Annotated in this window: 18 protein-coding genes and 4 pseudogenes; 13 read left to right on the plus strand and 9 right to left on the minus strand. The window is 68.1% G+C overall.

Going from position 1 to position 22,587, the window contains the following annotated elements; all coding sequences use genetic code 11:
• The first annotated feature begins 19 nt into the window (after nt 1-19).
• Together OG574_RS48835 and OG574_RS48840 are read left to right on the plus strand one after the other, a co-directional pair.
• On the plus strand, nt 20-1,339 hold the full coding sequence (locus tag OG574_RS48835; protein WP_326771377.1) for an RNA-guided endonuclease InsQ/TnpB family protein: 1,320 nt from the start codon (nt 20-22) through the stop codon (nt 1,337-1,339).
• Between the two features lie 269 nt (nt 1,340-1,608).
• Nucleotides 1,609-1,764, plus strand: a pseudogene (locus OG574_RS48840) (IS110 family transposase); the annotation flags it as partial.
• A 336-nt stretch (nt 1,765-2,100) separates the two neighbouring features.
• Here the strand turns inward: OG574_RS48840 and OG574_RS48845 are convergent.
• Complete coding sequence (locus OG574_RS48845; RefSeq protein ID WP_326771378.1) at nt 2,101-4,344, minus strand: serine/threonine-protein kinase; 2,244 nt, start codon at nt 4,342-4,344, stop codon at nt 2,101-2,103.
• Between the two features lie 208 nt (nt 4,345-4,552).
• Nucleotides 4,553-4,753, minus strand: coding sequence for a transposase (locus OG574_RS48850; RefSeq protein WP_326771379.1), 201 nt, complete (start codon nt 4,751-4,753; stop codon nt 4,553-4,555).
• 20 nt (nt 4,754-4,773) lie between these two features.
• On the opposite strand from OG574_RS48850, the pseudogene OG574_RS48855 reads away from it, so the two are divergent.
• From OG574_RS48855 to OG574_RS48865, 3 genes and pseudogenes are all read left to right on the plus strand, one after another.
• Nucleotides 4,774-5,025: pseudogene (locus tag OG574_RS48855) on the plus strand (integrase core domain-containing protein); the annotation flags it as partial.
• Between the two features lie 407 nt (nt 5,026-5,432).
• On the plus strand, nt 5,433-6,632 hold the full coding sequence (locus tag OG574_RS48860; protein ID WP_326771380.1) for a PP2C family protein-serine/threonine phosphatase: 1,200 nt from the start codon (nt 5,433-5,435) through the stop codon (nt 6,630-6,632).
• Nucleotides 6,633-6,747: 115 nt separating this feature from the next.
• The gene (locus OG574_RS48865) at nt 6,748-6,870 is read left to right on the plus strand and encodes a hypothetical protein (RefSeq protein WP_326778864.1); all 123 of its coding nucleotides are present in this window, start codon (nt 6,748-6,750) and stop codon (nt 6,868-6,870) included.
• A 27-nt stretch (nt 6,871-6,897) separates the two neighbouring features.
• Here the strand turns inward: OG574_RS48865 and OG574_RS48870 are convergent, their stop codons facing one another.
• From OG574_RS48870 to OG574_RS48885, 4 genes are read right to left on the minus strand one after another with little or no spacing between them, the layout of a single operon-like run.
• Nucleotides 6,898-7,620 carry a zinc finger domain-containing protein gene (locus OG574_RS48870; RefSeq protein WP_326778865.1) on the minus strand — a complete coding sequence of 241 codons (723 nt, stop codon included), beginning with the start codon at nt 7,618-7,620 and terminating at the stop codon, nt 6,898-6,900.
• The gene (locus tag OG574_RS48875; protein WP_326778866.1) at nt 7,538-8,566 is read right to left on the minus strand and encodes a hypothetical protein; all 1,029 of its coding nucleotides are present in this window, start codon (nt 8,564-8,566) and stop codon (nt 7,538-7,540) included. The genes OG574_RS48870 and OG574_RS48875 overlap by 83 nt, the downstream gene beginning before the upstream one ends.
• Before the next feature lie 48 nt (nt 8,567-8,614).
• Entirely contained in the window at nt 8,615-8,773 is a 159-nt protein-coding gene (locus OG574_RS48880) for a hypothetical protein (RefSeq protein ID WP_326778867.1), read from the minus strand.
• Nucleotides 8,770-9,138, minus strand: a complete 369-nt coding sequence (locus OG574_RS48885; RefSeq protein WP_326778868.1) for a hypothetical protein — start codon at nt 9,136-9,138, stop codon at nt 8,770-8,772. The genes OG574_RS48880 and OG574_RS48885 overlap by 4 nt, the downstream gene beginning before the upstream one ends.
• A gap of 1,007 nt (nt 9,139-10,145) precedes the next feature.
• On the opposite strand from OG574_RS48885, the gene OG574_RS48890 reads away from it, so the two are divergent.
• The 3 genes and pseudogenes from OG574_RS48890 to OG574_RS48900 all read left to right on the plus strand — a co-directional run bounded on the left by OG574_RS48890 (nt 10,146) and on the right by OG574_RS48900 (nt 15,099).
• Nucleotides 10,146-11,816 (plus strand): CBS domain-containing protein, encoded by a 1,671-nt coding sequence (locus tag OG574_RS48890; RefSeq protein WP_326778869.1) that lies wholly within the window; start codon nt 10,146-10,148, stop codon nt 11,814-11,816.
• Between the two features lie 342 nt (nt 11,817-12,158).
• Nucleotides 12,159-12,245, plus strand: a pseudogene (locus OG574_RS52970) (IS5 family transposase); the annotation flags it as partial.
• A gap of 1,345 nt (nt 12,246-13,590) precedes the next feature.
• The gene (locus OG574_RS48900; RefSeq protein ID WP_326778870.1) at nt 13,591-15,099 is read left to right on the plus strand and encodes a zinc-ribbon domain-containing protein; all 1,509 of its coding nucleotides are present in this window, start codon (nt 13,591-13,593) and stop codon (nt 15,097-15,099) included.
• Nucleotides 15,100-15,709: 610 nt separating this feature from the next.
• Here OG574_RS48900 and OG574_RS48905 read toward each other — a convergent pair.
• On the minus strand, nt 15,710-16,243 hold the full coding sequence (locus OG574_RS48905; RefSeq protein ID WP_326778871.1) for a hypothetical protein: 534 nt from the start codon (nt 16,241-16,243) through the stop codon (nt 15,710-15,712).
• A 388-nt stretch (nt 16,244-16,631) separates the two neighbouring features.
• Between OG574_RS48905 and OG574_RS48910 the strand changes: the two are divergent.
• Together OG574_RS48910 and OG574_RS48915 are read left to right on the plus strand one after the other, a co-directional pair.
• Nucleotides 16,632-17,174: pseudogene (locus tag OG574_RS48910) on the plus strand (transposase); the annotation flags it as partial.
• A gap of 332 nt (nt 17,175-17,506) precedes the next feature.
• Entirely contained in the window at nt 17,507-17,632 is a 126-nt protein-coding gene (locus tag OG574_RS48915) for an HNH endonuclease (protein WP_326778872.1), read from the plus strand.
• A gap of 84 nt (nt 17,633-17,716) precedes the next feature.
• Here OG574_RS48915 and OG574_RS48920 read toward each other — a convergent pair whose 3' ends face one another.
• Nucleotides 17,717-18,793, minus strand: coding sequence for an IS630 family transposase (locus OG574_RS48920; RefSeq protein ID WP_326778873.1), 1,077 nt, complete (start codon nt 18,791-18,793; stop codon nt 17,717-17,719).
• 214 nt (nt 18,794-19,007) lie between these two features.
• Between OG574_RS48920 and OG574_RS48925 the strand changes: the two genes are divergently transcribed.
• Together OG574_RS48925 and OG574_RS48930 are read left to right on the plus strand one after the other, a co-directional pair.
• Nucleotides 19,008-19,370, plus strand: coding sequence for a hypothetical protein (locus OG574_RS48925; protein ID WP_266569638.1), 363 nt, complete (start codon nt 19,008-19,010; stop codon nt 19,368-19,370).
• A 262-nt stretch (nt 19,371-19,632) separates the two neighbouring features.
• Nucleotides 19,633-20,112 (plus strand): hypothetical protein, encoded by a 480-nt coding sequence (locus OG574_RS48930; RefSeq protein ID WP_326778874.1) that lies wholly within the window; start codon nt 19,633-19,635, stop codon nt 20,110-20,112.
• A gap of 113 nt (nt 20,113-20,225) precedes the next feature.
• Here the strand turns inward: OG574_RS48930 and OG574_RS48935 are convergent, their stop codons facing one another.
• A complete protein-coding gene (locus tag OG574_RS48935) occupies nt 20,226-21,116 on the minus strand; it encodes a S41 family peptidase (protein ID WP_326778875.1) in 891 nt (296 codons plus the stop codon).
• A 195-nt stretch (nt 21,117-21,311) separates the two neighbouring features.
• On the opposite strand from OG574_RS48935, the gene OG574_RS48940 reads away from it, so the two are divergent.
• The gene (locus tag OG574_RS48940; RefSeq protein ID WP_326778876.1) at nt 21,312-22,238 is read left to right on the plus strand and encodes a hypothetical protein; all 927 of its coding nucleotides are present in this window, start codon (nt 21,312-21,314) and stop codon (nt 22,236-22,238) included.
• The last annotated feature ends 349 nt before the right edge of the window (nt 22,239-22,587 follow it).

Here is a 22,587-nt window from a genome sequence, read left to right on the forward strand (position 1 = left end):
CCGTAGTAGGGTGATTGTCATGGGCGAACTCGTGTGGGAGAAGCGGCAGTTCGGGCATCGCGCCCGGCTGGCGCTGACGCCTGCACAGGTCCGGCTCATGGATGACCAGGCGCACGCGGCACGCGCGATGTGGAATCAGCTCCACGACCTGTGGCGGATGACGCCGAAGTGTCAGCGCGCTCTGACGCGCATGGATCAGGCGTTGCGGCAGGCCCGCAAGGAGATCGACTGGTACGCGGTGCTGCCCGCGCAGGCCGCGCAGGCGGTACTCAAGACGTACTTCCAGGCGTGGCGGAACTGCTGGGACGGGCGTGCGGACGAGCCGAACTTCAAGGCCCGCTTCCGCACGGCATTGTCGGTGGACATCCCGCAGGGCCGGGATCTGCAGATCAAGCGAGTACACCGACGGTGGGGCCTGGTCAACATCCCCAAGGTGGGCCGCGTCCGCTTCCGCTGGACCAAGGACCTCCCCGTCGGCAAGCACGCCAACAAGGAGAACCGGATCACCGGGGCACGGCTGGTCAAAGACGGACTCGGCTGGCACATCGCCTTCCGTATCCAGACCCTTGAGCCCAAGCCGGAGCCCCACCAGGGTCCCGAGGTCGGTATCGACGCCGGGGTGAACCTGCCCCTTGCGCTGTCCGACGGCAGCCACCAGGACCACGACCGGCCGCCCCGACTCCCGGACGGCACCGCCGACCGGGACAAGTGGCTGAACCCGGATGAGAAGGCCAGACTGCTTCGCCTGGAACAGCGCGCCGCGCACCGCAAGAGCTTCCGCAAGCCGAAAGAGCGCAGCTCCAACCGGCTACACCGCACCTACGACCAGATCAAGCAGCTCCGCGCAAGAGCCACGCGCCGAGCAATCGACTGGCAGCACAAGACCACCACCGCCATCGCCAAGCAGTACGGCACGGTCGTGGTGGAACAGCTCAACATCACGAACATGGTCAAGTCCGCCAAGGGCACTACCGACCAGCCGGGGAAGAACGTCGCGCAGAAGTCCGGCCTGAACCGCTCCATCAGCCAAGAGGCATGGGGTCGCACCGTGACGATGCTGACGTACAAAACCGCCCGAAACGGCGGAACCCTCGCCAAGGTACCCGCCCCGAACACCTCCCTGCGCTGCTCCGCCTGCGGTTTCATCACGCCCGGCAGCCGGGAAGACCAGGCCACGTTCGTATGCAAGAACCCCGACTGCGGATGGTCCGGCAACGCCGACTGGAACGCAGCCCGGAACATCTTGCACCTGTACCGGATCGGCCTCGTGGCGATCCCGGCTGCCGGGAGGGCAGTCGTCAGGCGCACCCGTGGCGTCAAGCCCGCTGCCGCAAGGTAAGCAGGAATCTCCTTCCTGAGCCTGCGAAGGGAGGAGAGCACTTCAACTTCTTGGTCGGGTTGATCGAACCATTCGTAGGGTTGGGTCGCCCAGGGGCGCTGGGTGTGGCTAACAGTCGGCTGCCGTTTCTTGGCTCCGCAGGCTTCGCCGCCCAGCGCCCCACGACGACTCGACCGCCGATTAGGAAGTGCGAACAAGTCGCTGTGTAGAGCAATGCCGGCGAGGTCGTCCGTGGCACGAACAACACGAGCACGAACGTCAGGAGCGCGATGAGCCGGATATGGGCGGGGATCGACAGCTGCAAGGGCCACCACCACGGCCTCGCCCTGGACGCCGACGGCATGACCCTGCTGTCACGGCGGGTCGTCAACGACGAGCCCGAGCTGGTGAAGCTGATCGGGGACGTCCTGGACCTGGCCGACGGCTACGAGGGCCCTCGGCGACGAGGCCGTGGGGCCAGCGCGGACTGATGCCGCTCTGCCACAACGGTCCGGTCTCGGCGACGAGTTCAGCAATCACATCGGGCGTGAGGCCCGTGATCCGCTGGCTTCGGATCATTGCTGCACGTGCCCGGTTCCCCACCACACTGACCGTGATCAACGTCCCGACGCGCCACCGCCACCCCTGCACGAGCTCGTTAGACCAGAAACGCTACGGGCGGCGCACTCGCACAAGGCGCGACCTCGCTGCGTAGGCCACCGAGTGAGCCGCTGAGGTGTCCGCACGGCAAGGAAGGCGGCCGGCGGCCGGTGCCGCCGGGGTCAGCCCGACTTCGGCGGCTTCTGCGCGTCGAAGGCGAAGAGTGTGTTCTTGGCCGCGGCCACGATCACCGCACGCCCCGCAACGGTCACGCGCGGGCTTGCGCCCTGCTCGCCCGTCAAACCATCGGCCTGCGGGTCTGTTGTCCACAGGGGTTTGCCGTCGTACGGCGACAGCGCGACCACCCGGCCGGTGGCCGAGCTGAAATACAGCGCGTCGGCTCCCGCAACGGGACCCGACGCGCCCTCCACGCCCGTCTGCCGCGACCACTTCTTCCGGCCGGTCACGGGGTCGAGCGCTGTGACGAGACCGGTCTGCCCGCTCACGTAGACCGTGCCGTCCACCACGCCGGGCGTCCCCGCGTATGTCTTGGCCAGTCGGGAGTACGTGACCTTCCGCGAGGCCGGGTCGACCCGCGCCACCCCGTCGTACCCGGCCAGCGCCGTTCCCTCCATGTGCTCCTGAAGGAGTACGAGCCTGCCCTTGGCGACGCCCATCGGCACGGCGGGGCCGTTAACCGCGATGGGCCTGCCCAGTGTCCCCGAGGCGCGGTCGACCGTGTACAGGGTGGGGTGGCGCACCTCTGAGGCATCCACCTCCGCATCCGTCGCGCACATCGCCAAGAGCTGTGGGCCCACCGGGACGGGAGCGCACTGCGTACCCGCGGGGAACGACGTCGTCCAGGTAACCTCACCACTGTGCGCATCCCGGGCCTCGAAGCGGGAGTTGGAAGCGTCGACCGTCACGACGGCGGAGCCGACCACAAGGGCATCCTGAGTCCGACCCGTGACGGCCGTCGACTGGGCGCCGGACGGGACGGACCACAGCTCCCGGCCGCTGTTCGCGTCGATGGCCACCACCTCGCTGGCAGGGTCATGCGGGGCGTCCTGCGCGGCGAAGCGGTAACCGAGCACCGTGTCGTCGGTGGCGCCCACCAGGTGCATGCCCTGGACGGGGACGCCCGGACTCTTCGCCGTCCACACCCGCGAGCCGTCCAGGGCCCTGATACGGGTCGCGACAACACCGCCGCCCCCGCAGAAAAGCGCGTCGCCGCGCGCGACGCAACGCAGCTCGTCGGGGGTGTCCTCGCGACCGCCCTGCACGGTATTGCGCCACGGCTCGAAGCCGTCCGGAAGTGCGGCACCCGGCGCCGCAACGCTGTTGCCCTTGTCGGCGCCGCTGTTCCCGCCAAAACCGCCCGCCTTCAGCGCGGCGACTCCCCCGCCGATCGCCGCCACCGCGACCGCGGCCGCGAGCACAGGACGCCATCGGCGACGCAGACGGCGGCCGATGGGGGTATCGGTGCTCCCTGTATCGGGACCGGCCGGGGCGGTGGTCGGGGCAGTCGGCGCCGGGGTGGCCCGCGTCGCCAGGTGATGCTGGGTGATCATGTCGCGGGTGCGGCTCGTGCCAGCCCCGTTCGCGTCGGTTCCGCCGAGGTCGGCCGGCAGGTCCCGCAGTAGCACGAGGAGTTCGTCCGCCGAGGGGCGCCCCTTGGGCTCCTTGTCCAGGCACGACTCGACGATCGCGCGCAAAGCCGCCGGCACGGCACCCAGCGACGGCTCCTCGTGCACCACCTGATACGCCGTCATGTATGGGCTGTCCGCGTCGAAGGGCCCGTGGCCCGTCGCTGAGTACACCAGCAGCGTCCCCAGCGAGAAGACATCGGACCGCGGCCCCACACCACGCGGCGCCTGCAATTGCTCCGGCGACATGAAGGGCGGCGTACCGATGACCCGCCCTGTCATCGTCAGCGTCTGCTGGTCCACGGCGCGCGAAATGCCGAAGTCGATGACGCGCGGGCCCTCGGGCGAGAGCACGACGTTCGAGGGCTTCAGGTCACGGTGGACGACCCCCACCCGGTGGATGTCGCGCAGCGCCTCCGCCAGCCCGATGGCGAGCCTCCTCAGCTCCGCTCCGTTCAGCGGGCCCTTCGTGGCGATGCGCTGGGCGAGCGTGTGCCCCTCGATATAGGTCGTCGCCATCCACGGCTGCTCGGCCTCAGGGGCAGCGTCGACCACGGCGGCGGTGAACGCGCCGCTCACCCGCCTCGCCGCCGCCACCTCCTGCCGGAAACGGATGCGGAACTCGTCGTCCCCCGCGAACTGCTGGTGGATCAGTTTGATCGCGACAAGTCGCCCCGAACTCGTACGGGCCAGAAAGACCGTGCCCATGCCCCCCGAGCCGAGCCGCGCCTCAAGCGGATAACCGCCGATCTCGGCTGGATCACCTCCGCGCAGCGACACTCTTCCCGACCTCCCGTCCCCCGTGCACCTCTGCCGCCACGGGCCTGCGTACCTGTCCTGCACACAAACTAGCCGCAGGGCAGTACGGCAGAGCAAAGCGGGTGACGAACCGGGAGCCCAGGGCTGCTCCCGTGCCGCACACGACGAAGCCCCGCCGAGAGGACTTGAGTTCTAGCTTGACTCTGTCGGGGATCTTGGTGGCTCGCGGTCAACTGCCGAGGGTTCGCCAGGACTTCGGCCGGTAGATCTTGTGCTGGTCGAGGTAGTTCTGGAAATCGGTCGGCTGGCGGGGTGGGGGTGCTTCTGCGGCCGGTGGCAGCTCGCTGAGGCGCTCAATGTTGACGGCGATGGCGGTCAAGACGTGCTGGAGGTGGGCTTTGTCCTGTCCTCGGTAGCGGCAGCGTCGCATCCCGTGTCCGTGGGCGAACGGAGCTGGGCGTGACCAGATCGCGCGGCGCGGTCGGCACGAGTGCGGACAACGCCGCCGCGGAGAGTCTGAACGCGACCATGAAGCGCGAGACGCTGCAGGGTCGCAAGCGGTGGAACGGGGCGCGTGAGGCCCGCCTCGCGGTCTTCCGCTGGGCGACCCGCTACAACACCCACCGACGGCACTCCCGCCTCGGCCAGATCAGCCCGATCACCTACGAACAGCGATCAACTACGCTGGCCACCGCCGCATGACAACCGGTGTCCACGATCACGGGGAAGGCCCCGTGCGCGTCCTGGGGCCCGGTGCCAAGGGTGCGGCGGGCTGTCACGTGATCATCGTACGGGCGGCGACTGCCGCTCCACGCCGGTCCTGGGGACCAGCGGAACAGCCAGTAACGCTAAGCCGGTTCCGCAGGTAGTGGCGCCGCAACCGCGTCTCTCAGAACGGCCTTGCAGAACCCGGCGGTTGCGAGAGGGGTTCTGCGAGAACCGGCCTGGGCAAACGTGCCTGGCGCTGGCCAGCAAGAACGGTCCTCACAACCGGTCATTTATGCGAGGGACTGGGCGTGCCTGCCCGCCGCCGAGGTGGAACCGGTGTGAGATCGCATGTGAACAGTGCCCGCGGTCAGGCTGGGACATTCGCATGAGCGGAGGCAAGGATGCCGGGTGACCCGTTCGGGCTGGCCGAGGTGCTCGCCGCTGCGGAGGACGCGGCACCGGCGGCGTCTCTCGCCGTGGTGGCGCGCAATCTACGCGACCGGTTCGACGCGCGGGCGGTGTCGTTCCTGTTCGTCGGCGTCGCTGGCCGGCAGATGGTGCGGGTCGACGAGGGGATCGCCCCGCGGGCCGGCCTCGACGCCGATCAGATCCAGCTGGCCGGCAGCGTCTACGAACAGGTGCTGCGCACCCAGGAGTTGGTGCAGGCCCCCGACGCAGGGCACGGAAAGCGGGTGTTCGCCCCGGTGACCAACCGCGGTGACACCATCGGCGTCCTGGAGATGTCCCTGCCGCACGTCAGCCAGGAGATCCTGAACGAGGTTGGCGAGGCCGCGCACGCGCTGGCGTACATCATCGTCACCGACCGCCGCTTCACCGACCTCTACCGGTGGGGCCAGCGCGCTACCCCTCTCAGCCTGGCCGCCGAGATCCAGCGCCAGCTCCTGCCCGACGCGCCCTCCTGCGAAGCCGCACAGTTCGTGCTCGCCGCGTGCCTGGTCCCGGCCGACGACGCCGCCGGGGACACCTACGACTACGCCCTCGGCCACGACACCCTGCATCTTTCCGTCACCGATGCCATGGGCCACGACGTCGACGCCGCACTCATGGCCACCCTCCTGGTCAATGCCTCGCGCGGCGCTCGTCGCGACGGCGACAGCCTGACCGAGCAGGCCCGCCGGATCCACCAGGCTCTCCTCGACCACGGCCACGACACCATGGCCACCGGCCAGCTCCTGCGCATCGCCCTGGACGGGACCGGCGCACAGGTCGTCAACGCCGGACACCCCTGGCCGCTGCTCCTGCGCGACGGCACGGTGAACGAGGTGCGCCTGGACGTCGACCTGCTCTTCGGCGCCCCCGGACCCACCCCGTACCACGTACAGTTCCTCGATCTGCGCCCCGGCGACCGGCTCCTGCTCCACAGCGACGGCATGCAGGAACGACAAGCCGAGTCCGTCGACCTGCCCGGCCTCATGCGCGAGACCGCCTCCGAACATCCTCGCGAGGTCGTGCGCATCCTGGCAGCAGCGGTTACCGACGCCTGCGGCGGCCACCTGCCCGACGACGCCACGGTGCTGTGCCTCGACTGGCACGGCCCCCACCACGACGGCCGCCACGCCCACGCCGGAACCGGCCGATAAGCACTTCCCCGTGCCTATCCGGAGACCGCCGCCGAGAAGAGGCCATTCCTCTCCACCGTCCGCGTCGCCATCGCCGGCCACGGCCGGGCCGCGCAGCGGGCGCAGGCCGTCTCGGATGCGCCGCCCCTCAGCCGTCTTCCCCTTCGTCCTCGATGGCATCGGGGTCGCGGAAGGGCGTCAGGGACGGCTGCGCGGGCAGCTCACCGAGCGCGCTCTGCCGCTGTCCGGCCTGCTGTAGACGGCCGGGTGTGGCCACCCGGCAGCCTCATGGTTGATGTCCGCCGGGCGCGGGGCGGGGCTTTCGCTGGAGGGTGAACTCTTTGGCCAGTTCAACGCGTGCGCGGTGCGGACCTCCGGAAGTGGTGCACCGCTTCTCGGCACCTTGGCCGCAGTCGGGGCAGGTCACCTCGTACACCCGCCACGGACGCCGCGCCTTCGCCTGGGCCCGTTGCTGTTCTCTGCGTTCGTCGATGATCGGCTTCAGCCGCTCACTGTGGGGTACCTGCCGCGCATCGCCAGGCGCGGTGTCGACGACACACTTCTCGCTGCTGCCCGCCCCACAGCGTGGGCAACTTCTCTCCAGCCACATCCTCCGGGCGACCTGCTTGTGGAGCTGCGGAAGCCTCTTCTCCTCCCCTGCCATGACGCGCTGTTGTACGGCCTGGCCAGGACCTGCTGTGTGACGGACGCGTTCCCTCCAGGCATTGACCCGCGCCTGACGGTGCGGTCCGATGCTGCCGGCCTGGCTCGCTGCCTGCAGGAGCTCGCGGACTTTGATACGCAGTACGTTCGGGTCCAGGTCCGGGGGAAGCCGGTCGAGGTCGTCAAGGAGAGCGTTCAGGCGCTCGTTCCTTGCCGCCGCGACGGCGGTGAGGTAGTCGGCGGCCGCGGCGATCGTCCGGTTCTCATCCTCGGAGCGGTCGTCCTTGGTGGCCTTCGTGGCGTGCCGCAAGAGCTTCTTGACCTTCCCGACCCGCTGCTCGGCCACCGCCTGCTCCAGGCTGGCGAACAATCCCCGGCGGGCTGCGACTTCCTTCTCGAGCCAGAGGCGTCCCGAGCGTACAGCGGCATCCAGTTGGTCCTGGATCCGCGGGCTGACGCCGGTGAGCTCCGTGATCTCGCGGCACGCCGAGTCCGCCAGGGTGATGGAGCCGGTCCGGCGGGCGTAGAGCAGCCTGCGCAGCAGGTCCTGTGCCCGGGTGTCCCTGTGCGGTGTCCAGTTTCTTGCCCGGCGTCCACTTCGCGGGCGAGGGCGCGCTGCGGGCCTGGATGATCCGCTGGACGGCCGGTGTCGACAGACCGTTGCTGGTGACCTCGCAGTCCTCCAGGCCGAACCACTCGGTGGTCCGTGCGAAGGCCTCGGTGCCGATGCGGACCTGACGGGTCGTGCCCTGGGACTCCAGACGGATGCGGTGCACGTACCAGCGCCGGATCAGAGTGTCCCGGTCGACCGGGACGCCCATGCCGAGCACCGGCTCCATGCCGTTGTCCCACACCGGCGCCACCGCCTGGTCCAGGTGGATCCGCAGGGCTCCGTGCTGCCAGCGGATGTCGACGACGGAGCCGATCGGCTCCCCGGCGGTGCGGGCGTACTCGAAGCTGGCCTGCTCCCCATGGCCGGCGAGCCAGGCTGCGGCTGCCGACCTTACGTACAAATGATCCGCGCTGTTCACGCCGCGGGCGCGGCGTCCGCACACGTGCGGCAGCCCGTCCGGATCCGGGTGATGCGCGAAGTGGCAGGCGCGGTCGGTGTAGAGCTTCGTGGTCAGCTGGCCGCCGCAGCCGCCGAGCAGGGTCCCGCACCAGAAGGTGTCGTTCTCGTAGCGGTGGCGGAAGACGTCCAGCTCGATCGCCTCCATCGGCAGCAGCAGCGGCTCTTCCGAGTCCGCGCTCCCCAGCACCGCTGTTTGGATCCGCCGCTTGTCAGCCTGCACAAACTCCCCCATCGTCGTCTTGCCAACTCATCGTTTCACCTGCAGAGTTCACCAACCAGAGGACCTGAGGGCGGGGTCCTGACGGCGTACGACCGTGCCGGTGCAGCACTTCGGCAGCCCCATGCTGGCGGCGCCGTTCTTCTCCACTGCCTCCCGGGCCTCGACCAAGGTCTGGTGCGCAAGGTCAACGCCGCTCAGCTCGGTCATGCGATCACCGGCCCGGTGGCGTCGCCGTCCAGCGGGCGCGCGGCGAGCTCGGGCAGGCGGTCCGTCCACGCCGCGGCCGCGGCCTGCTCGATCCGGGCGGCGGCCTGCTCGCGCAGCTGCTCCAGCCGCGCCGCCAGCAGATACTCGGCAGCGCGCTCCCTCGCTGCGTCGGCGGCCTTCGTCGCCGCCGCGACGGCGTCCGCGCCGTGCAGGTTGTGCTGGAACCAACGCCGTCCCTGCTCGGTCTTGAACGCCCGGCTGGCCTCCGCCTCGGCTTCCTCGGTCCGCCCCAACCGCCCCAGCGCGCTGCTGTGGTACTCCGGCAGCGCCGCTTCCACGGTCTGGAGGGCAGCGAAGGCGAGCACAGATACCGCACCGGCCGGTCCGCGTCCAGGTCGCCCGGCTCCACCGGGTCCAGGAACTCCCGCCGGGTGCGCTCGATGTTTCGCCTGGCGGCACGACCAGGCCCGCGCGGAGAAAACCCGGCGCGATGAGGCCCGCGCGGCCGACATCGCCGCCGTCACCGCCGATGTCCGCGCGTCACTGACCGCCGCTCCTGGTCCGGGGCGGGTGCGGTGAAGTCCCTGTTCAACAGGTCCGCCGCCCGAGTATCGGCCGGGTTGGAGACGGTAGTTCTGGGTCTCTTCCCGCACACGACGCTGGCCAGGCCGAGCGAACGCATGGCCCGTCGACGGCCCCGAACCGGCATGGGGCAGCGCAGTGCGGCGGATGAGAGCCAGCATCTTGCGCCGCCCATAGAGTCCCTCCGGAGCCAGCACACGCTGGCCGGCCGCGTTGGTGGTGAAGACCAGCGAGCGGACGGCGTCTTCGACCAGGGCGTCACTCACGGTCCGGGCCGCCAGCCCGTTTGCCAGGCCAGCCGGGGCGCACCAGGCTCGCAAAGTTCGTGCCGCGATCTTCAGTCCTGCGGTGTGCAGGGCGATGAGGATCGACTCGACGGCATGACCGACCACCTTCCTCTGGTCGACGAAAGCGACGATCAGCGGTTTCGGGGGTCGAGTTCCCCCGCGAGGAAAATCGTCGCGGACTTGAGGACCTCGTTGACCTCACGCTGTCGCTTGTTCTCCGAGCGCAGCCTGGCTACGAAGCGTCGAGTCAATCTTCTTGGGCACGGTGCCCATCCTCTCTGCTAGCTCACAACGGAGCGGCAGAAAAGCCAGAACGGTTCAAGACGGTCATCGCTGGACCGCTGCCGACAGAGACAAGGAACCTTTGCCGGCGCGCTGACCCGCCGCTCGCGTGCGCCAGGAGACCGGTGTGCAGGCTGCATCCGCAGCCCGGGTACCCTCCCCCTGACCAAGCTCGCGACTCAGACGAGTACGTGTGCCAGTGACCTGCCTGAGGGGGCTGCGTGGTGAAGGCATGGATGATCCGGGCCGGGGCCGACGGCGAACGCGAGGACGCCTCACTCAGCGAAGGTCTAACTATCGCTGGCTGGCCCGAGGTCGGTGACCTAACCCTCTGCTCATCCTGGGACGACCTCCGCACTGAGATCGACAAGGCTTACCCGCGCGAAAACCCGCGAGTCCTGAGCAACTGGCAAGGCCAATTGTGGCGATTTCGTTCCGTACTAACTCCTGGCGACATCATCGTGCTCCCGCTGAAGGCCGGCAGCGTTGCGATCGGGTACCTCACCGGCGACTACCAGTACCGGGCGGACTCGCCACCCGGGCTGCGCCACGTACGCACCGTCACCTGGAGTCGTACCGATGTGCCACGCTCCGAATTTCGTGCGGACCTGCGTGCCACACTCGGCTCCCTCCTCACTGTGAGCGAGCTGCGCCGTCTCGACGCAGCGTCCCGACTCGCTGCCCTTGCCGATGGCAGCCCTGACCCGGGAAACCCCGACGCCCCCAAGCACTTGAGGCTCCTGGAAGGCCCGGCCGCCCTGGCCGAGGAGGTGGCTGAAGCAGCAAAGGGCCGCCCCATAGAACTTGCCGTACGCGACTTCCTAAGCATCTGGGACGTCGTGAGCCGCTCGTCCAAGGCCATCGCGACCATCCGGCGTGATCTGGCTGAGTTCGGCCTTTCGACCGTCCCGCCGTTTACTGAGGTCCCGATCGACCACACCATCCGTGTCATCCCCATCGGGCAGGCCCCGGAAGCCGAGCGGCAGCTCTTGGGGCAAGAGACGGGCGCCCTCGAACTCGAAACCGTAGAACCTGACGATCCAGGACCTGAACTCCTCGACGTTCCCGACGAGGACACAGCAACCGACGCTGAGACGGCAACCGGCGCTGAGGAGGAGGGGGACGAAGACGAGCAGCAGGCTCCGCGGACAGTCCCGGTGGTGGTGACGGTGGGACGGCTTCCCTCGGCCCGCAGTCACCTGAAGTCGGTCCGTCTGTCCGACCCACTGAACCTCGCCATAGAGCTCATGTCCGAGCACTCCTTCGATCAGCTACCCGTGCTCGACGATGACGGTCACCTGCGCGGCTCCATCACCTGGCGGGAAATCGGCGCGACGAACCGCCCCGCGAACGCGCTCGTCAAGGATGCTGCCGTCCTGAAGGTCCGGTCAGTACGCACTGACGACCCTCTGGTGGACTGCCTGGTCAACGTCGCGGACCACGGCTGCGTGTTCGTCGTAAACCCGGACGGAACCCTGTCGGGCATCGTGACAGGGCACGATCTAGCCCACCGATTCGAGCAGGAACTGCGTCCCTACGCACTCCTAGAGGAACTGGAGCGCCGGCTGCGCCGCGCTCTTGTCCTCGCCCTGCGCCGGATCAAGGAGACAACCGGCGAGTACGGCCTGCCGGGCGACCCGACCAAGATCCAGAAACTCGCCACGAAGGGGATGAACTTCAGCGACTACTTGCAGTTGTTGAACCGTTCCGATGTGTGGGAGGCAACGGGCTGGCAGTTCCCTCAGACGCGCTTCACCGAGCGCTTGGACCAAGTCAGAACCATCCGCAACAAGACGATGCACTTTCACGAGATGGATGACGACCGCGCCCGCGCGGTCGAAGAAATCCGTGTCGCCCTGCAGATGCTCAAGACGGTTCAACCGCAGGCCTGACCGCCACGGAGCTTGCAATCCACCGCGACAGCGGAGCAACAGGTTGAGCGGGAAGGCGCCTCACGTTCACGAGCCGGTGCGGCTATGCCACTGACGCGGCCGTAAGGCTTTCGACGATGTGGGACGGCAGGATGGCCCGCGCTGGGGCACTGTCGACGGAAGCAAGATAGGCAAGAAGCTTCGTGGGCTGCTCCGGCCGACCAAGAGGGACCGGTTCAACTCGGCGCCATCCCCGGGCGGACGCCGCCTTGATGGCGGTCGGGTAGGTGTTCTCACTCATGCGCCCCAGGGTCCGGGCACACATGAGCAGAGCAGCCAGGGACACCTGCCAGTGACACAGCGGGGTTCGTTGTACTGCCGCGCAGGTCAGTGGTGGAAAGGACGCTGAGCTGGCTGATGCGCTCGCGTCGCCTGGTGCGCGACTACGAGACGCTGCCGGCCATGCCATGGTGCTGTGGTCGATGACCATGCTCGTGAGCGGTCGCCTAGCCGGACTCCACCCGGCCGGCTTCAGACGGCCGACACCACGAGAGCGGTGAACACTCCTGGCCGCACCTGGAGTGCCACCCACGCTCCACCAGGCGTTTCGCCTTCGATCGCAGCCCCTCGACCTTTGCCGGGATGGCCTCCAGTCCCAGCGCGACGGCCAGTTGCTGGCAGCGCATGCCCTCCCGGCCCGCATCAGACTCCAGCACCGACAAGATCCGCTGGTAGTCCGGCGCGAGGGTAGGTTGTCGCCGCCATGCCCGTCTCGCACTTGGGCACCGTCGAACCCGCCACCGCGCTTCCCGTCGGCTCGCTCCTTGACCACCGAAGGCGGCCCGGCCAGCACCTCGGTCACTGTCACCCGGGCATCCACCAGCCGCCGAAGCGCGCGTTCCGCCTCACCGAGCGCGGCCTGCACCCGCTCGGCCTCCTCCCACAACCGCGTCATCTCCTCCCGGACCCTCTTCTCCCTGGCCTCCAGCAGACCGAACACCGACGCCACCAGCGACCTCCACGAACCAGATGAGCGGACGAACCACGCCCATCTCTCCCGCCACCAACCGGAGTTCATGCCCACCCACCCGAACTAAACGATCACGTTCGGAAAGCGGATGGCGTCTCACTCTTCCACTCTCCACTGACAACTCGGCCCCGCCGCCCACCCGTTCGCGGCAACGGGCCGTCTCGGAGACAACCCGCTCCTCACCCGCCGTAGCCCTTGGGAACCTTCCGGGGTGGGCCCAGCGCCCGGCGGGGTACGCCTCTGACGGTAGAGGGCAAGCCCCGCTGGGCCGCCTCGCCCCCACCGACGCCAGTGGATTCAAACGGTGAGCTCAGTGAAACGGATCGGCGGTCTCGCCGCCGTCGTTTCGGATCTTCCCGCTCAGCAGACCCGGGCGGCGACAGACCACTGAAGTATCAGCAAGGAAGGAACGCTCATTTCATACCGCCGACGCCGCACACCTGCGAAAATCCGCACATGAGTTCCATGTCGCCTCCTAAGATGACCCAACTGTGTTCCGAGCCAGGCTGCGGGCAGCCTGCCGCGTTCTCCACACGCACGAAGAGCACCTGGTGCGACGCCCACATCACGAAGATGCTGCGCCAAGGCGGCCTGGAACCGCTGGAGCCCTTCACGAAACCTAAAGCGTGGCGCCTGACCCGGTGCCTGGCATGCGGCTGTGAGGCGCACTATCGCTTCGAGTACACCCTGGAAAAGAACGCGTATGGGGAGGCGACGTGTCGAGCCTGCTACTGGAGGCAGTGGGCGCAGGAGGCTCGGCAGGCCATGGGCGCGTACGCGGACCTGAGTCCGGTTGCGGAGGCCAAAGCGCGAGAGCACGCCGAGAGGAACGGATACGACTACCTCAGCGCGCTGACCACCCCGTCCTTCTCCGACGACCCGCACCATGTCCGGTGCCGGTACTGCGGCCACTTGAGCGCGGCACGGCTAGGGGACATCGCGTTCGGCTGCCAGTGCCAGACCAACCCCCGGCGTGAACGGCAGACGAGCAAGCCCGCCGGGTCCAAGCAGCGCGATCTCCTCAAGGACAGTGAACTGCCCGTCCTCGACTGGTGGGACCACGAGCAGAACGACGTAGCCACCTGGGAGACCGTCACTGTCAAGGCCCGCCGGGAGGCGGCCTGGCGCTGCCCCGACTGCGACCTGCGGTTCACGAAGCGCATCCTCGACATGGTCAATATGCGTGAGTGCCCTGAGTGCGAACCGAAGCGACGCGCTGAGTGGGAAGCGGAGTACGCGCGCTATCAGGTGACGCCGGTCGCGGACGTGCCCGAGCTGCTCGCTGCCTGGGACGACGACGAAGACCCCCGCACCGTGATGGTCGCGGACTACGGGCCGCAGCGCCAGTTCCGCTGCCCACGAGGGCACCACCCCCGCCTGTCGCCGCACACGTATCTGCGTAACGGCTGCCCGTCCTGCCGCGGGCAGGACACCCTGGCGGATCGCATCGAGGCGGTCGAAATCAGCCCAAAGGCCTTCGGGCTCAACGTCGAGATCGCCGCACAGTGGCACCCGACCAAGAACGGGAAGACCGAGCTGTCGAAGGTGTCGCCTGGCTCCCGCAAGCTCATGTGGTGGCGAAATCCGGACTGTGGACACGAGTGGCAGGAGACACCGGCCCGTCGGGAGCAGGGTCAGCGCCTACGCTGCCCGGAGTGCCGCACGATCCTCGACTCACTCGCCTACCATTTCCCCGAGCTGGCGGCGGAGTGGTCGCCGGCCAATCCGCTGTCCGCGTGGCAGGTGCGACCGACCGGCCAGACCTTGTTCACACCTGCCTGGATCTGCTCCGCGAACCCGGATCACGCATGGCAGGCGGCCCTGTCCTCACGGGCGAACGGCAGCGGCTGTCCCGAGTGCCGGGAGCACGGCAAGTCCCGTATAGAGCTTGACCATTGGGCCGCCGCAGAGCGCGCATTCGGCCGGGCATCGTCCGGCCAGTCGGTGCGGCACGAGGCATTCGCCCGCCGCGCGAACTGGCTCGTCGACATCACGGTCGAAACGGCCGGGGCGCAGAAGCTCGCCATCGAGTACGACGGCTGCTACTGGCACTCGGACAAGGCCGACCTCGACATCGAGAAGTCCCGTGACCTGCTGGCCGCCGGATATACGGTGGCCAGGCTGCGCGAGCATCCACTGCCACCGCTGCCCATCGACGACCCGAGCTACGCGGAGTTCGTCGTGTACTCGGCGATGCCTACGCCGGATGAGACGATCGAGCGGGTGAGGGCATGGGCGAGCAGACGGGACGAGAGGTCAGGGGCTCAGCGCTGAGGTCTGTTGTAGGCCAGGTCTTCCCCGCAGCCCTGCACCGACTCGCCGCCGCAGTCCTGGCCTAACTCCACGGAGAAACAGATCCCTACTCACTGGGGAGGACGAGCGACCGGTACGCCGGACCCAGGACGACAAGTGGATGCTCAACCTGGCGGCCGCTCGCCGCTTCCACGAGCGTGAAGGGTACCTGAACGTACCCAGGAAACATGCTGAGTTGGTGCCCGTGGAAGAGGCTGGGCGAGTCGCGATCGGTGCAGTGTCCGGCGGCGTGCCATTGGCGATGGGCATGTTCCTCGCCCAGCACCCGGCGGCGTGCCGACGAACTCACCCCACAACTCCGGGCCGACCTCGAAGCCCTCGACATGCGAGCAGGCATGCCGCACACAGCACCGAACACTCACCGAGCTGGCTGCCCGGTTCAGCATGACTCCCCGAGTAACGCAGGCCGTAGTGACGGCAATGTTCGAGGAGGGGACGCTGGTCAAGGTCCATGCGGCGTCCAGGCCCTGCGTCCGCTGCCCACGCGCCCACGGTGCTGGTCCATCGGCGCACGTTCACCTCCGGTATGCGCGGTCCACAGCTCCCGTGGGCCCGTACGGGCGTCAGGTTCCTACGGCTGTTGCAGTGCGCGGTACGCGATCTGACGGCCGATATGCGTCCAGGCTGGCTCACCGGCTTCCTGGTCCGGGGCTGGTTCGAGCAGACCGGCTAGGTGGTCGAGAGCGTCCTGCGTGACGAATCGGTCGGGCTGGGTGCCCTGCGTGTGGCGGATGAGCAGGTCTTCGTCGATGCCGTGCTGCTGCAGGTAGGCGGCGATGGTTCCCACAGCCAGGTAGTTGTAGACCAGCGCGTCGGTCAGCGCGTAAAGGACCAGGCGCTGCCATTCCTTATGCCACTCGCCGTACCGGTTGCCGGCCTGCAGTGCGCGGGTCCAGTGCGTATGTGCGTGACGGGAAAGCTCTTGGACCATGGCCAGGAGCTGGGGCGGGACTGTCTCGGGCAGGTTGGCGGCGCGCGGTGGAGTGGTGCGGGCATTGATGGTGGGCGGGAGTGCGTCGCGTAGGGCTTGCACCGCTTGCTCCGGGACCGGGATGCGGGGTTGCCCGGTGCGGCGTTGGGGTTGCTTACGCGGGTGTGTGGACATGGCAGACCTCTTCTTGTGCCGCTGCCCGCGTACGGCGCCAGGCCACGAGGCCCTACGGGACTGCGATGCCACCGTCGTGGCTAGGACCTACCTGTCCTCCGACGCGCGGGCAGCGCGGCGGCTCTCGGCCGGGCACCGTCGCAGTACGAAGAGCGGCACCGCAGGGTTCAACGCTCTATCCGAGGGAGAGTTACGTTCCACTCGATATTCTGGTCGATCGCACGCAGCGCCGGCGCCATCGGATTCTCCTGCCGCGGGGAGGTCCTTCCGTACGTCCTGCAGGACGTTCCGGCAGCCGGTCCGCCCCGGAGGTCTGGAGCGGACCCTACAGCCATGACGGGGACTGTAAAAAAGAACGGTGTAACTCCTGATCATGGAGGATGCACTGATGACCAGTAACAACACGTCTGAGAACGAGAGTTCAGAGGTGGCTTCCCCGCAGTCGGCGAAAGCAGTGGATGACCAGCTGATCGAGGAGTTGGTGGGCCGCGCTCAAGCCGAAGGGCTGCAGCTGACCGGCGAGGGAGGTCTGCTGCAGCAGCTCACGAAACGACTTCTGGAGTCGGCTCTGGAGGGCGAGGTCACCGATCACCTCGGCTATGACCGGCACGATCCGGCGGGCAAGAACGGCGGCAACTCCCGCAACGGAACCCGCTCCAAGACCGTGCTGACCGAGGTCGGGCCCGTCGAGATCGCCGTGCCCCGCGACCGGGACGGGTCGTTCGAGCCGAAGATCGTGAAGAAGCGGCAGCGGCGCCTGACCGGCGTCGACGAGATGGTCATCTCGCTCGCCGCGAAGGGCCTGACGACCGGCGAGGTCCAGGCACATCTGGCCGAGGTCTACGGCACCGACGTCTCCCGCCAGACCATCTCGACCATCACCGACAAGGTCCTCGAGGGCATGGCCGAGTGGCAGAACCGCCCACTCGACCCGCCTTCGGCAGGTTCCACCCATCCCGGCGAGACCGGTGGGTGTTCGGCGACCGCGACAGCGGCACCTTCCTCATCAAGTTCGCCTGGACCGGCATCGTCCGCCACCAGCTCGTCAAGGGCGGAGCGTCCCCGGACGATCCCGCTCTGACCGAGTACTGGCGGGACCGCCGCCGCAGGAAAGCGCCACCGCCGATGGACAAGACGAGTCTTCTCCTGGCGGTCCGGCAGCAGGGGCTCTGTCCTCTCTGCAAGTAGGCGCTGATCGTCGGAGCCGAGTACGAACCGGACAGTCCACGCGAGTGGATCAACTGGTTCGCGGCCTCGAAGAAGATGCTCCACAAGCATCACTTCACCTACCGGCGAGACGGCGGCACGGACGAGCGGAACAACCTTCGCCTCGTGCACTCCGAATGCCACCGCCAGCATCACGCTGGCGACGGCAAAAGGACCACATAACCCTGCTGACCTGCGAAGCCCATGGGGCTTGCTTGAGCCGGATGCGGGGAAAGCTCGCATGTCCGGTTCTGAGGGGGCCGGGGATCAGCAATGGTCTCCGGCTACCCGACCACAGTTCTCTTCGAGGATGTAGCGGACGTGCGGGCCGCCGAAGTAGCCGCGGATGATGTGTGGCTGGCGTTGGCGGCGGTGGAAGAACCTGCGGTTCTCGGCGGCGAGTTGGGCCTGGTCGCGGGCCCGGCTGTGCATCGGAAGGCTCCGTTTGAGGTCGGCGTTGACCAGCTCGTCAGGGTTCAGCTCCGGCGAGTACGACGGCAGGAGGTGCAGTTCGATGCGGTCCGGGTGATCGGCCAGCCAGGCGCGGACCTTGCGGGAACGGTGCGCGGAGTGGCCGTCCACGACGAGGTGCACCTTATGGTCAAAGTGGCCCGCGATCCGGTCCAGGAAGCGGCACATGACATCGGCGTCGAAGGTCTCGGGGAACCCCATGAAGTGCATCCGGTCCTTCGTGCTGATCGCGGACATCGCATTGACTGAGAACCGGTTGCCCGTGCGGCGGACGACCGGGGTGCACCCTTTGGCACCCCAGGTGCGGCCGGTGACCTGGTCAGAGCGGATGCCGACCTGGTCGGCGAAGAGCACCTCACCTCCCTCGGCCTTCGCCCTGGCCCGGATTGCCGGCCAGGTCTCCTCTTGCCAGACGCCGACCGCTTCCTCGTCCTGCTCCACGGCCCGCTTATCCGGACGCTGGAACGACAGCCCCCACCGGCGCAGGTAATTGCCCACGCCCTGCTCGGTCAGCCGCACCCGGTACAGCTTCGCGATCAGATTCCCAACCCCGGCGCGGGTCCACAGCTGCCCAGCCAGCCCCAGATCACAGGGACGATGATCCAGCACGGCCTGCCGGATCGCCTGCGGCTCGACCCCATCGAGAACCTGATGTTCGCCGACCCGGCGTCCGCGCGGCCGGGCCACCAACGCCTCGCGCCCGCCCGCCAGCCACTTCCCCCACCAGTTGTCCACCGCCTTGAGCGAGACCTGGAACACCACTGCGACGTCCTCGCGGGTTCGGCCCGCCACCAAGGCAGCCACCGCCCGCAGCCGAAGGGCCTCCTGCGCCAACGGCGACAACTGCCGTGCGTCCTTCACCAGTTCACTCACGCAGGGGTCAACGCCCCGGAACCCCTACCGTTTCGGATCAATAGGTCTCTTCGGGTGGTGGCTACGCCCGGGTTTGATGTGTTCTCGGTGGCCTCGGGTCGGCTCATTGGGGAGCGAGCGGGGGCAGGGTATCCGGCGCGGGTATTCTGCTGCGGGGGTTGCAGGTGGCAGGGTCGAGTGGACGCAGTTTCAGCCGGGGGGCAACGTGGTGCGAGTGCTTAAGGCGGTAGTCCCGGTCCTCGCCCTGGTGGCGGTGGCGGCGGGGTGTTCCTCGTCCGAGGGCAGGGACGCGGAGCGGCTGACCGCGCAGCGGGAGAACTACTGCACGCAGCTGGGGGCGTGGCAGAAGGCGCGGAACGCGGCGGGCACGGACACTCCGAAGTCAGGGTACGACGATGTCGGGGCGGTCGCTCAGGACGCCTTCCTCGCGATGCGACCGCTCCGGGATGAGCCCGTTGGCGGAGGCCGCACCTTGGCGGAGGCGACGGTGGCAGCGATGAACAACCGTGACTCCGAGGCGGAGGGGCGCGTCGTGCAGTACTGCGGCGATGTCGGCTTCGAGACGCTGACCCGCTAGTGACCTGAGTCAGATCTCTGGTGTGGTCTCCGAACGCGTTGCCCTATAGATCGTGTTGAGCATCGGTTTGAGTGAGCGGCCACGGTCGGGTGAACGTCAGCTGAGATCGGCATGCGCGATCTTCCATGGGCTGGTGGGCGAACCGCTTCGGTGCGGTGAACGGTCCGGAATATAGAAGGGGGAGCCTATGCGTGGGCTGTGGTGGGTGGCCGGGGGCGGGTGCGTCCTGGCGGCGTTGGGCGTGGGCCTTTGGCTGGGATTCATGGACGAGGGGCATCCGTTCGGTGACGCGCGGGCCTGCGAAGGGAGCGATGTTCCGTTGCAGCAGGAGCTCGATGTCATACGCCTTGCTCTCCCCGCTGGTGCCGAAAATGTCCACTACGTCACGCACTCTGCGGCGGCGGCCGGAGGTGTCCGGCTGGCTGTGGCGTTCCGCAGCACCTCGCAGGCGATGCAGGCGTATCTGCGGGAGAACAAGATCGTGACGGAGGGGCAGCGCAACCTCGACGACGGACGGTTCGAGCTTGGTGACGTCGGTGCCGCCCCGTCGAGTCTCGGGCTGTGTGGGAATGTTGCTCAAATCCAGGCGCCCGCCGTCCTCATCGACAAGCAGCGCGAGGCGCTGGACGGGCAGGAAGAGGTCGTCGACATCGCTCTCCAGCTGAACCCCGCCGATATGGCGGGCAGCATCCGACCCACGACGAGCGTCCTACTCACGGTCACGGAGAGCTCGCGGCCGTGAGGAGAGCCGACGTCAGCGGCATCGGCAAGTACGCCGACGCCCGACCAGCCCGGTTCTTGCCCTCGCGTTGATCGGGTCGAAGGGCCGCTGCGGTGGCCGCATCCTCCGGTCGGCTACGCTCCGCGTCGCAGTGCGTCTTTGTGTGCCGTCGCGAGCGCCTGCTCTGAGGTGGCGGCTAGGTCGGGCACAACGCCCACGCCCTCCCAGTTGGTCCCGGTGACGGTGCTGATCGTCCGGGCGGTCGGCACGGTGACGGTGATGTGTTCCGTCACCGTGTGCCGGGCGGTCGGGTGAGCACCACCGTGGGTCGTTTCGCCAACGAGAACAGCTCGCCCGTGCGCCTGCAGGGTGTACGCCACGTCCTCCCCGCCCGAGAAGGTGATGGCACTGGTGAGTACGTACACCGGGCGCTCGAGGTAGCGCGGCGCGGGCAGATGCGAGGCGGTCCAGTACTGGCGGGTGGAGCCGGTGGAGCGCTCGTAGACGTCGTTGAGGTGCACCTGGTCGTCAGGAAAGAAGTAGCTGCACCACATGGCGGCGCCCTCGGGTGAGCCACCGCGGCACTCACGCAGATCGAGGATGAGCGCACTGGTGTGGGCGGCCAGTTCCATGGCCGCACCGATCGCGCGGGCACCCTCGCCGGCGTCGGCGATCCGCCGGATGTCGAGATGGCCGATGTTGCCCTCGAGGTGCTCGAAGCGACGGACGCCCTGGTTCTCGGCCCTTAGCATTGCGAGGAAGGCTGCCCGGCCTTCATCCTCGTCCGCCGGATCCGTGGACTGGGGCTCATCCTGCCAGAGCAGCCTCAGATGCTTGTCCGGGCAGACCTCCTGCAGGTGGGCGGTCACGGCCGCGCAGAGTGCGGGGCCGCTCAGCGTGTTGTACGCCCCAGCGGCGAGCCGGCTCCGGATTGCGCCGTTGATCTCCACGGCTCGCTGGGGGAAGACGTATCCGGCCGTGATCCGGTCCAGGGCCAGGCCGACTATCTCTGCGTTGGTAGGCATGGCTGAGAAGCATAAGCTCCTGGCCACGACAGGCACCCGAATCAATTCACGGACTGTCAGTGCTCCTTCAGCAGTGATCATTTCCAGCTTCGGTTCGGCGAGGGCGGACGTGCGCTTTCCCGTGGAGGATGGGAGAGGACGTACTGAGTAGGAGAACTCATGTGCGTCAGGAGGCGGGCTGGCAGGCTCCGCGGCATGACAAGTGGCAGAGGGGCGCTGACGGCCCTTCATCTCTTTCTGGTCTGGGCGACGATGGCGGCCGCGGGGCCTGTGCTCGGCTTCGAGTTGGTGGTGACGGCCTGGGGCGGCGGTGCCGGGGCGGCGGTGCCGGTCCTGGCCATGGGTGTGCCGCTGATGGTGGGCCTGCTGGCCATGGCGGGCATGCCGGCGAGGACCGTGGTGCCGCTGTGTGGCTCGGTGCGCCGACGGCTCGGCTGGGCTGCCGTGGTCTTCGCCCTCGGCACGCTCGGCGTCCTGGCAGGCCTGGCCGCCTACGGCGGGGACGTAGACCTGGGCAGTGCCGGCACCCGGGTCGCGCTGACGGGGGTGCCGTACGCCGTCGCCGCGGCGTTCTTCGTGCCAAGCCGGTGGGTACGGCTCGGGGCGGTGGCAGTGCTCGCGGCCGGCGTGGTCTACGGGAGCTCCATCGGCCCGGGGCAGGCACAGCAGCGCCGACACGCGGCGGAGATCGCGCGCTACCGGGAGCATCCGGAACTGCTCTATCTGGGCGCTGTGCCGCCTGGAATGCGGATATCCCGTGCCGTGGTCGGGCCCGCCTACTTCAGCGTCGAATACCACCCTGTCCGGGAGGGATACGAGTTGGGGTACGCGGGCCTCGTGATGCGTCCATCGCTCACGCAGACACCACGATGCCCAAAGCTCGTGGACAAGAGCGTGACCTGCACGGTGGACGTGCACGGCGAAATGCGTATGATCCGCCGCCTCCCCGGCGGCACCCGCGACATCACCCTCACCCGCCGCCACCACGACGCGGAGGTTGAGGTCACCAGCCAGTCCCTCGACGAACCCGGCCTGCGCCGCCTCCTGAACACGCTGCACCCGCTGTCGAACACGGAGCTGGAAAGGCTGATGCAGGAAAAGGTGATCACCCACGGCTACTGAGCCAAGCGCCGGGGTGAGGGCCTGATAGGGGTTGTCTACCTTGAGGCCCAAGGCGAGCCTGCGGTGCTCATCTTGGCCAACTTCCGTGCCTAGTCACACACATTCGGTGGGCCGCCGTACAGCGCTCGTGTCTCCGACGGGCGACCCTCCCTCCTCGCCTGGGTCGAGCCTCATCTACTGGGGCACCTGCTAGTTCTTCAGCTCCCCGACCTGGACCGCGAGCCCCTTGTTGCGCGACGCGCTGGATGAGCATGACGGCGACACTGTCGTTGATGACGTGCGGGCGTGAAATGCCCCTGCGGCCGCAGGGCGCAGGGGTTCTTGGTGTTCACGGTGTCGGCTTCGTGTT

This window comes from Streptomyces sp. NBC_01445 (genome assembly GCF_035918235.1).
Classification (GTDB): Bacteria; Actinomycetota; Actinomycetes; order Streptomycetales; family Streptomycetaceae; genus Streptomyces.

Bases quoted from the DNA above. Each gene is read 5' to 3' on its own strand.
- OG574_RS48835 (WP_326771377.1), top strand. From the start codon at position 20: ATGGGCGAACTCGTGTGGGAGAAGCGGCAGTTCGGGCATCGCGCCCGG.
- OG574_RS48850 (WP_326771379.1), bottom strand. From the start codon at position 4,753: ATGCGACGCTGCCGCTACCGAGGACAGGACAAAGCCCACCTCCAGCAC.
- OG574_RS48860 (WP_326771380.1), top strand. From the start codon at position 5,433: ATGCCGGGTGACCCGTTCGGGCTGGCCGAGGTGCTCGCCGCTGCGGAG.
- OG574_RS48865 (WP_326778864.1), top strand. From the start codon at position 6,748: ATGCGCCGCCCCTCAGCCGTCTTCCCCTTCGTCCTCGATGGCATCGGG.
- OG574_RS48880 (WP_326778867.1), bottom strand. From the start codon at position 8,773: ATGACCGAGCTGAGCGGCGTTGACCTTGCGCACCAGACCTTGGTCGAG.
- OG574_RS48900 (WP_326778870.1), top strand. From the start codon at position 13,591: ATGGGCGCGTACGCGGACCTGAGTCCGGTTGCGGAGGCCAAAGCGCGA.
- OG574_RS48905 (WP_326778871.1), bottom strand. From the start codon at position 16,243: ATGTCCACACACCCGCGTAAGCAACCCCAACGCCGCACCGGGCAACCC.
- OG574_RS48915 (WP_326778872.1), top strand. From the start codon at position 17,507: ATGCTCCACAAGCATCACTTCACCTACCGGCGAGACGGCGGCACGGAC.
- OG574_RS48930 (WP_326778874.1), top strand. From the start codon at position 19,633: ATGGACGAGGGGCATCCGTTCGGTGACGCGCGGGCCTGCGAAGGGAGC.
- OG574_RS48935 (WP_326778875.1), bottom strand. From the start codon at position 21,116: ATGCCTACCAACGCAGAGATAGTCGGCCTGGCCCTGGACCGGATCACG.
- OG574_RS48940 (WP_326778876.1), top strand. From the start codon at position 21,312: ATGACAAGTGGCAGAGGGGCGCTGACGGCCCTTCATCTCTTTCTGGTC.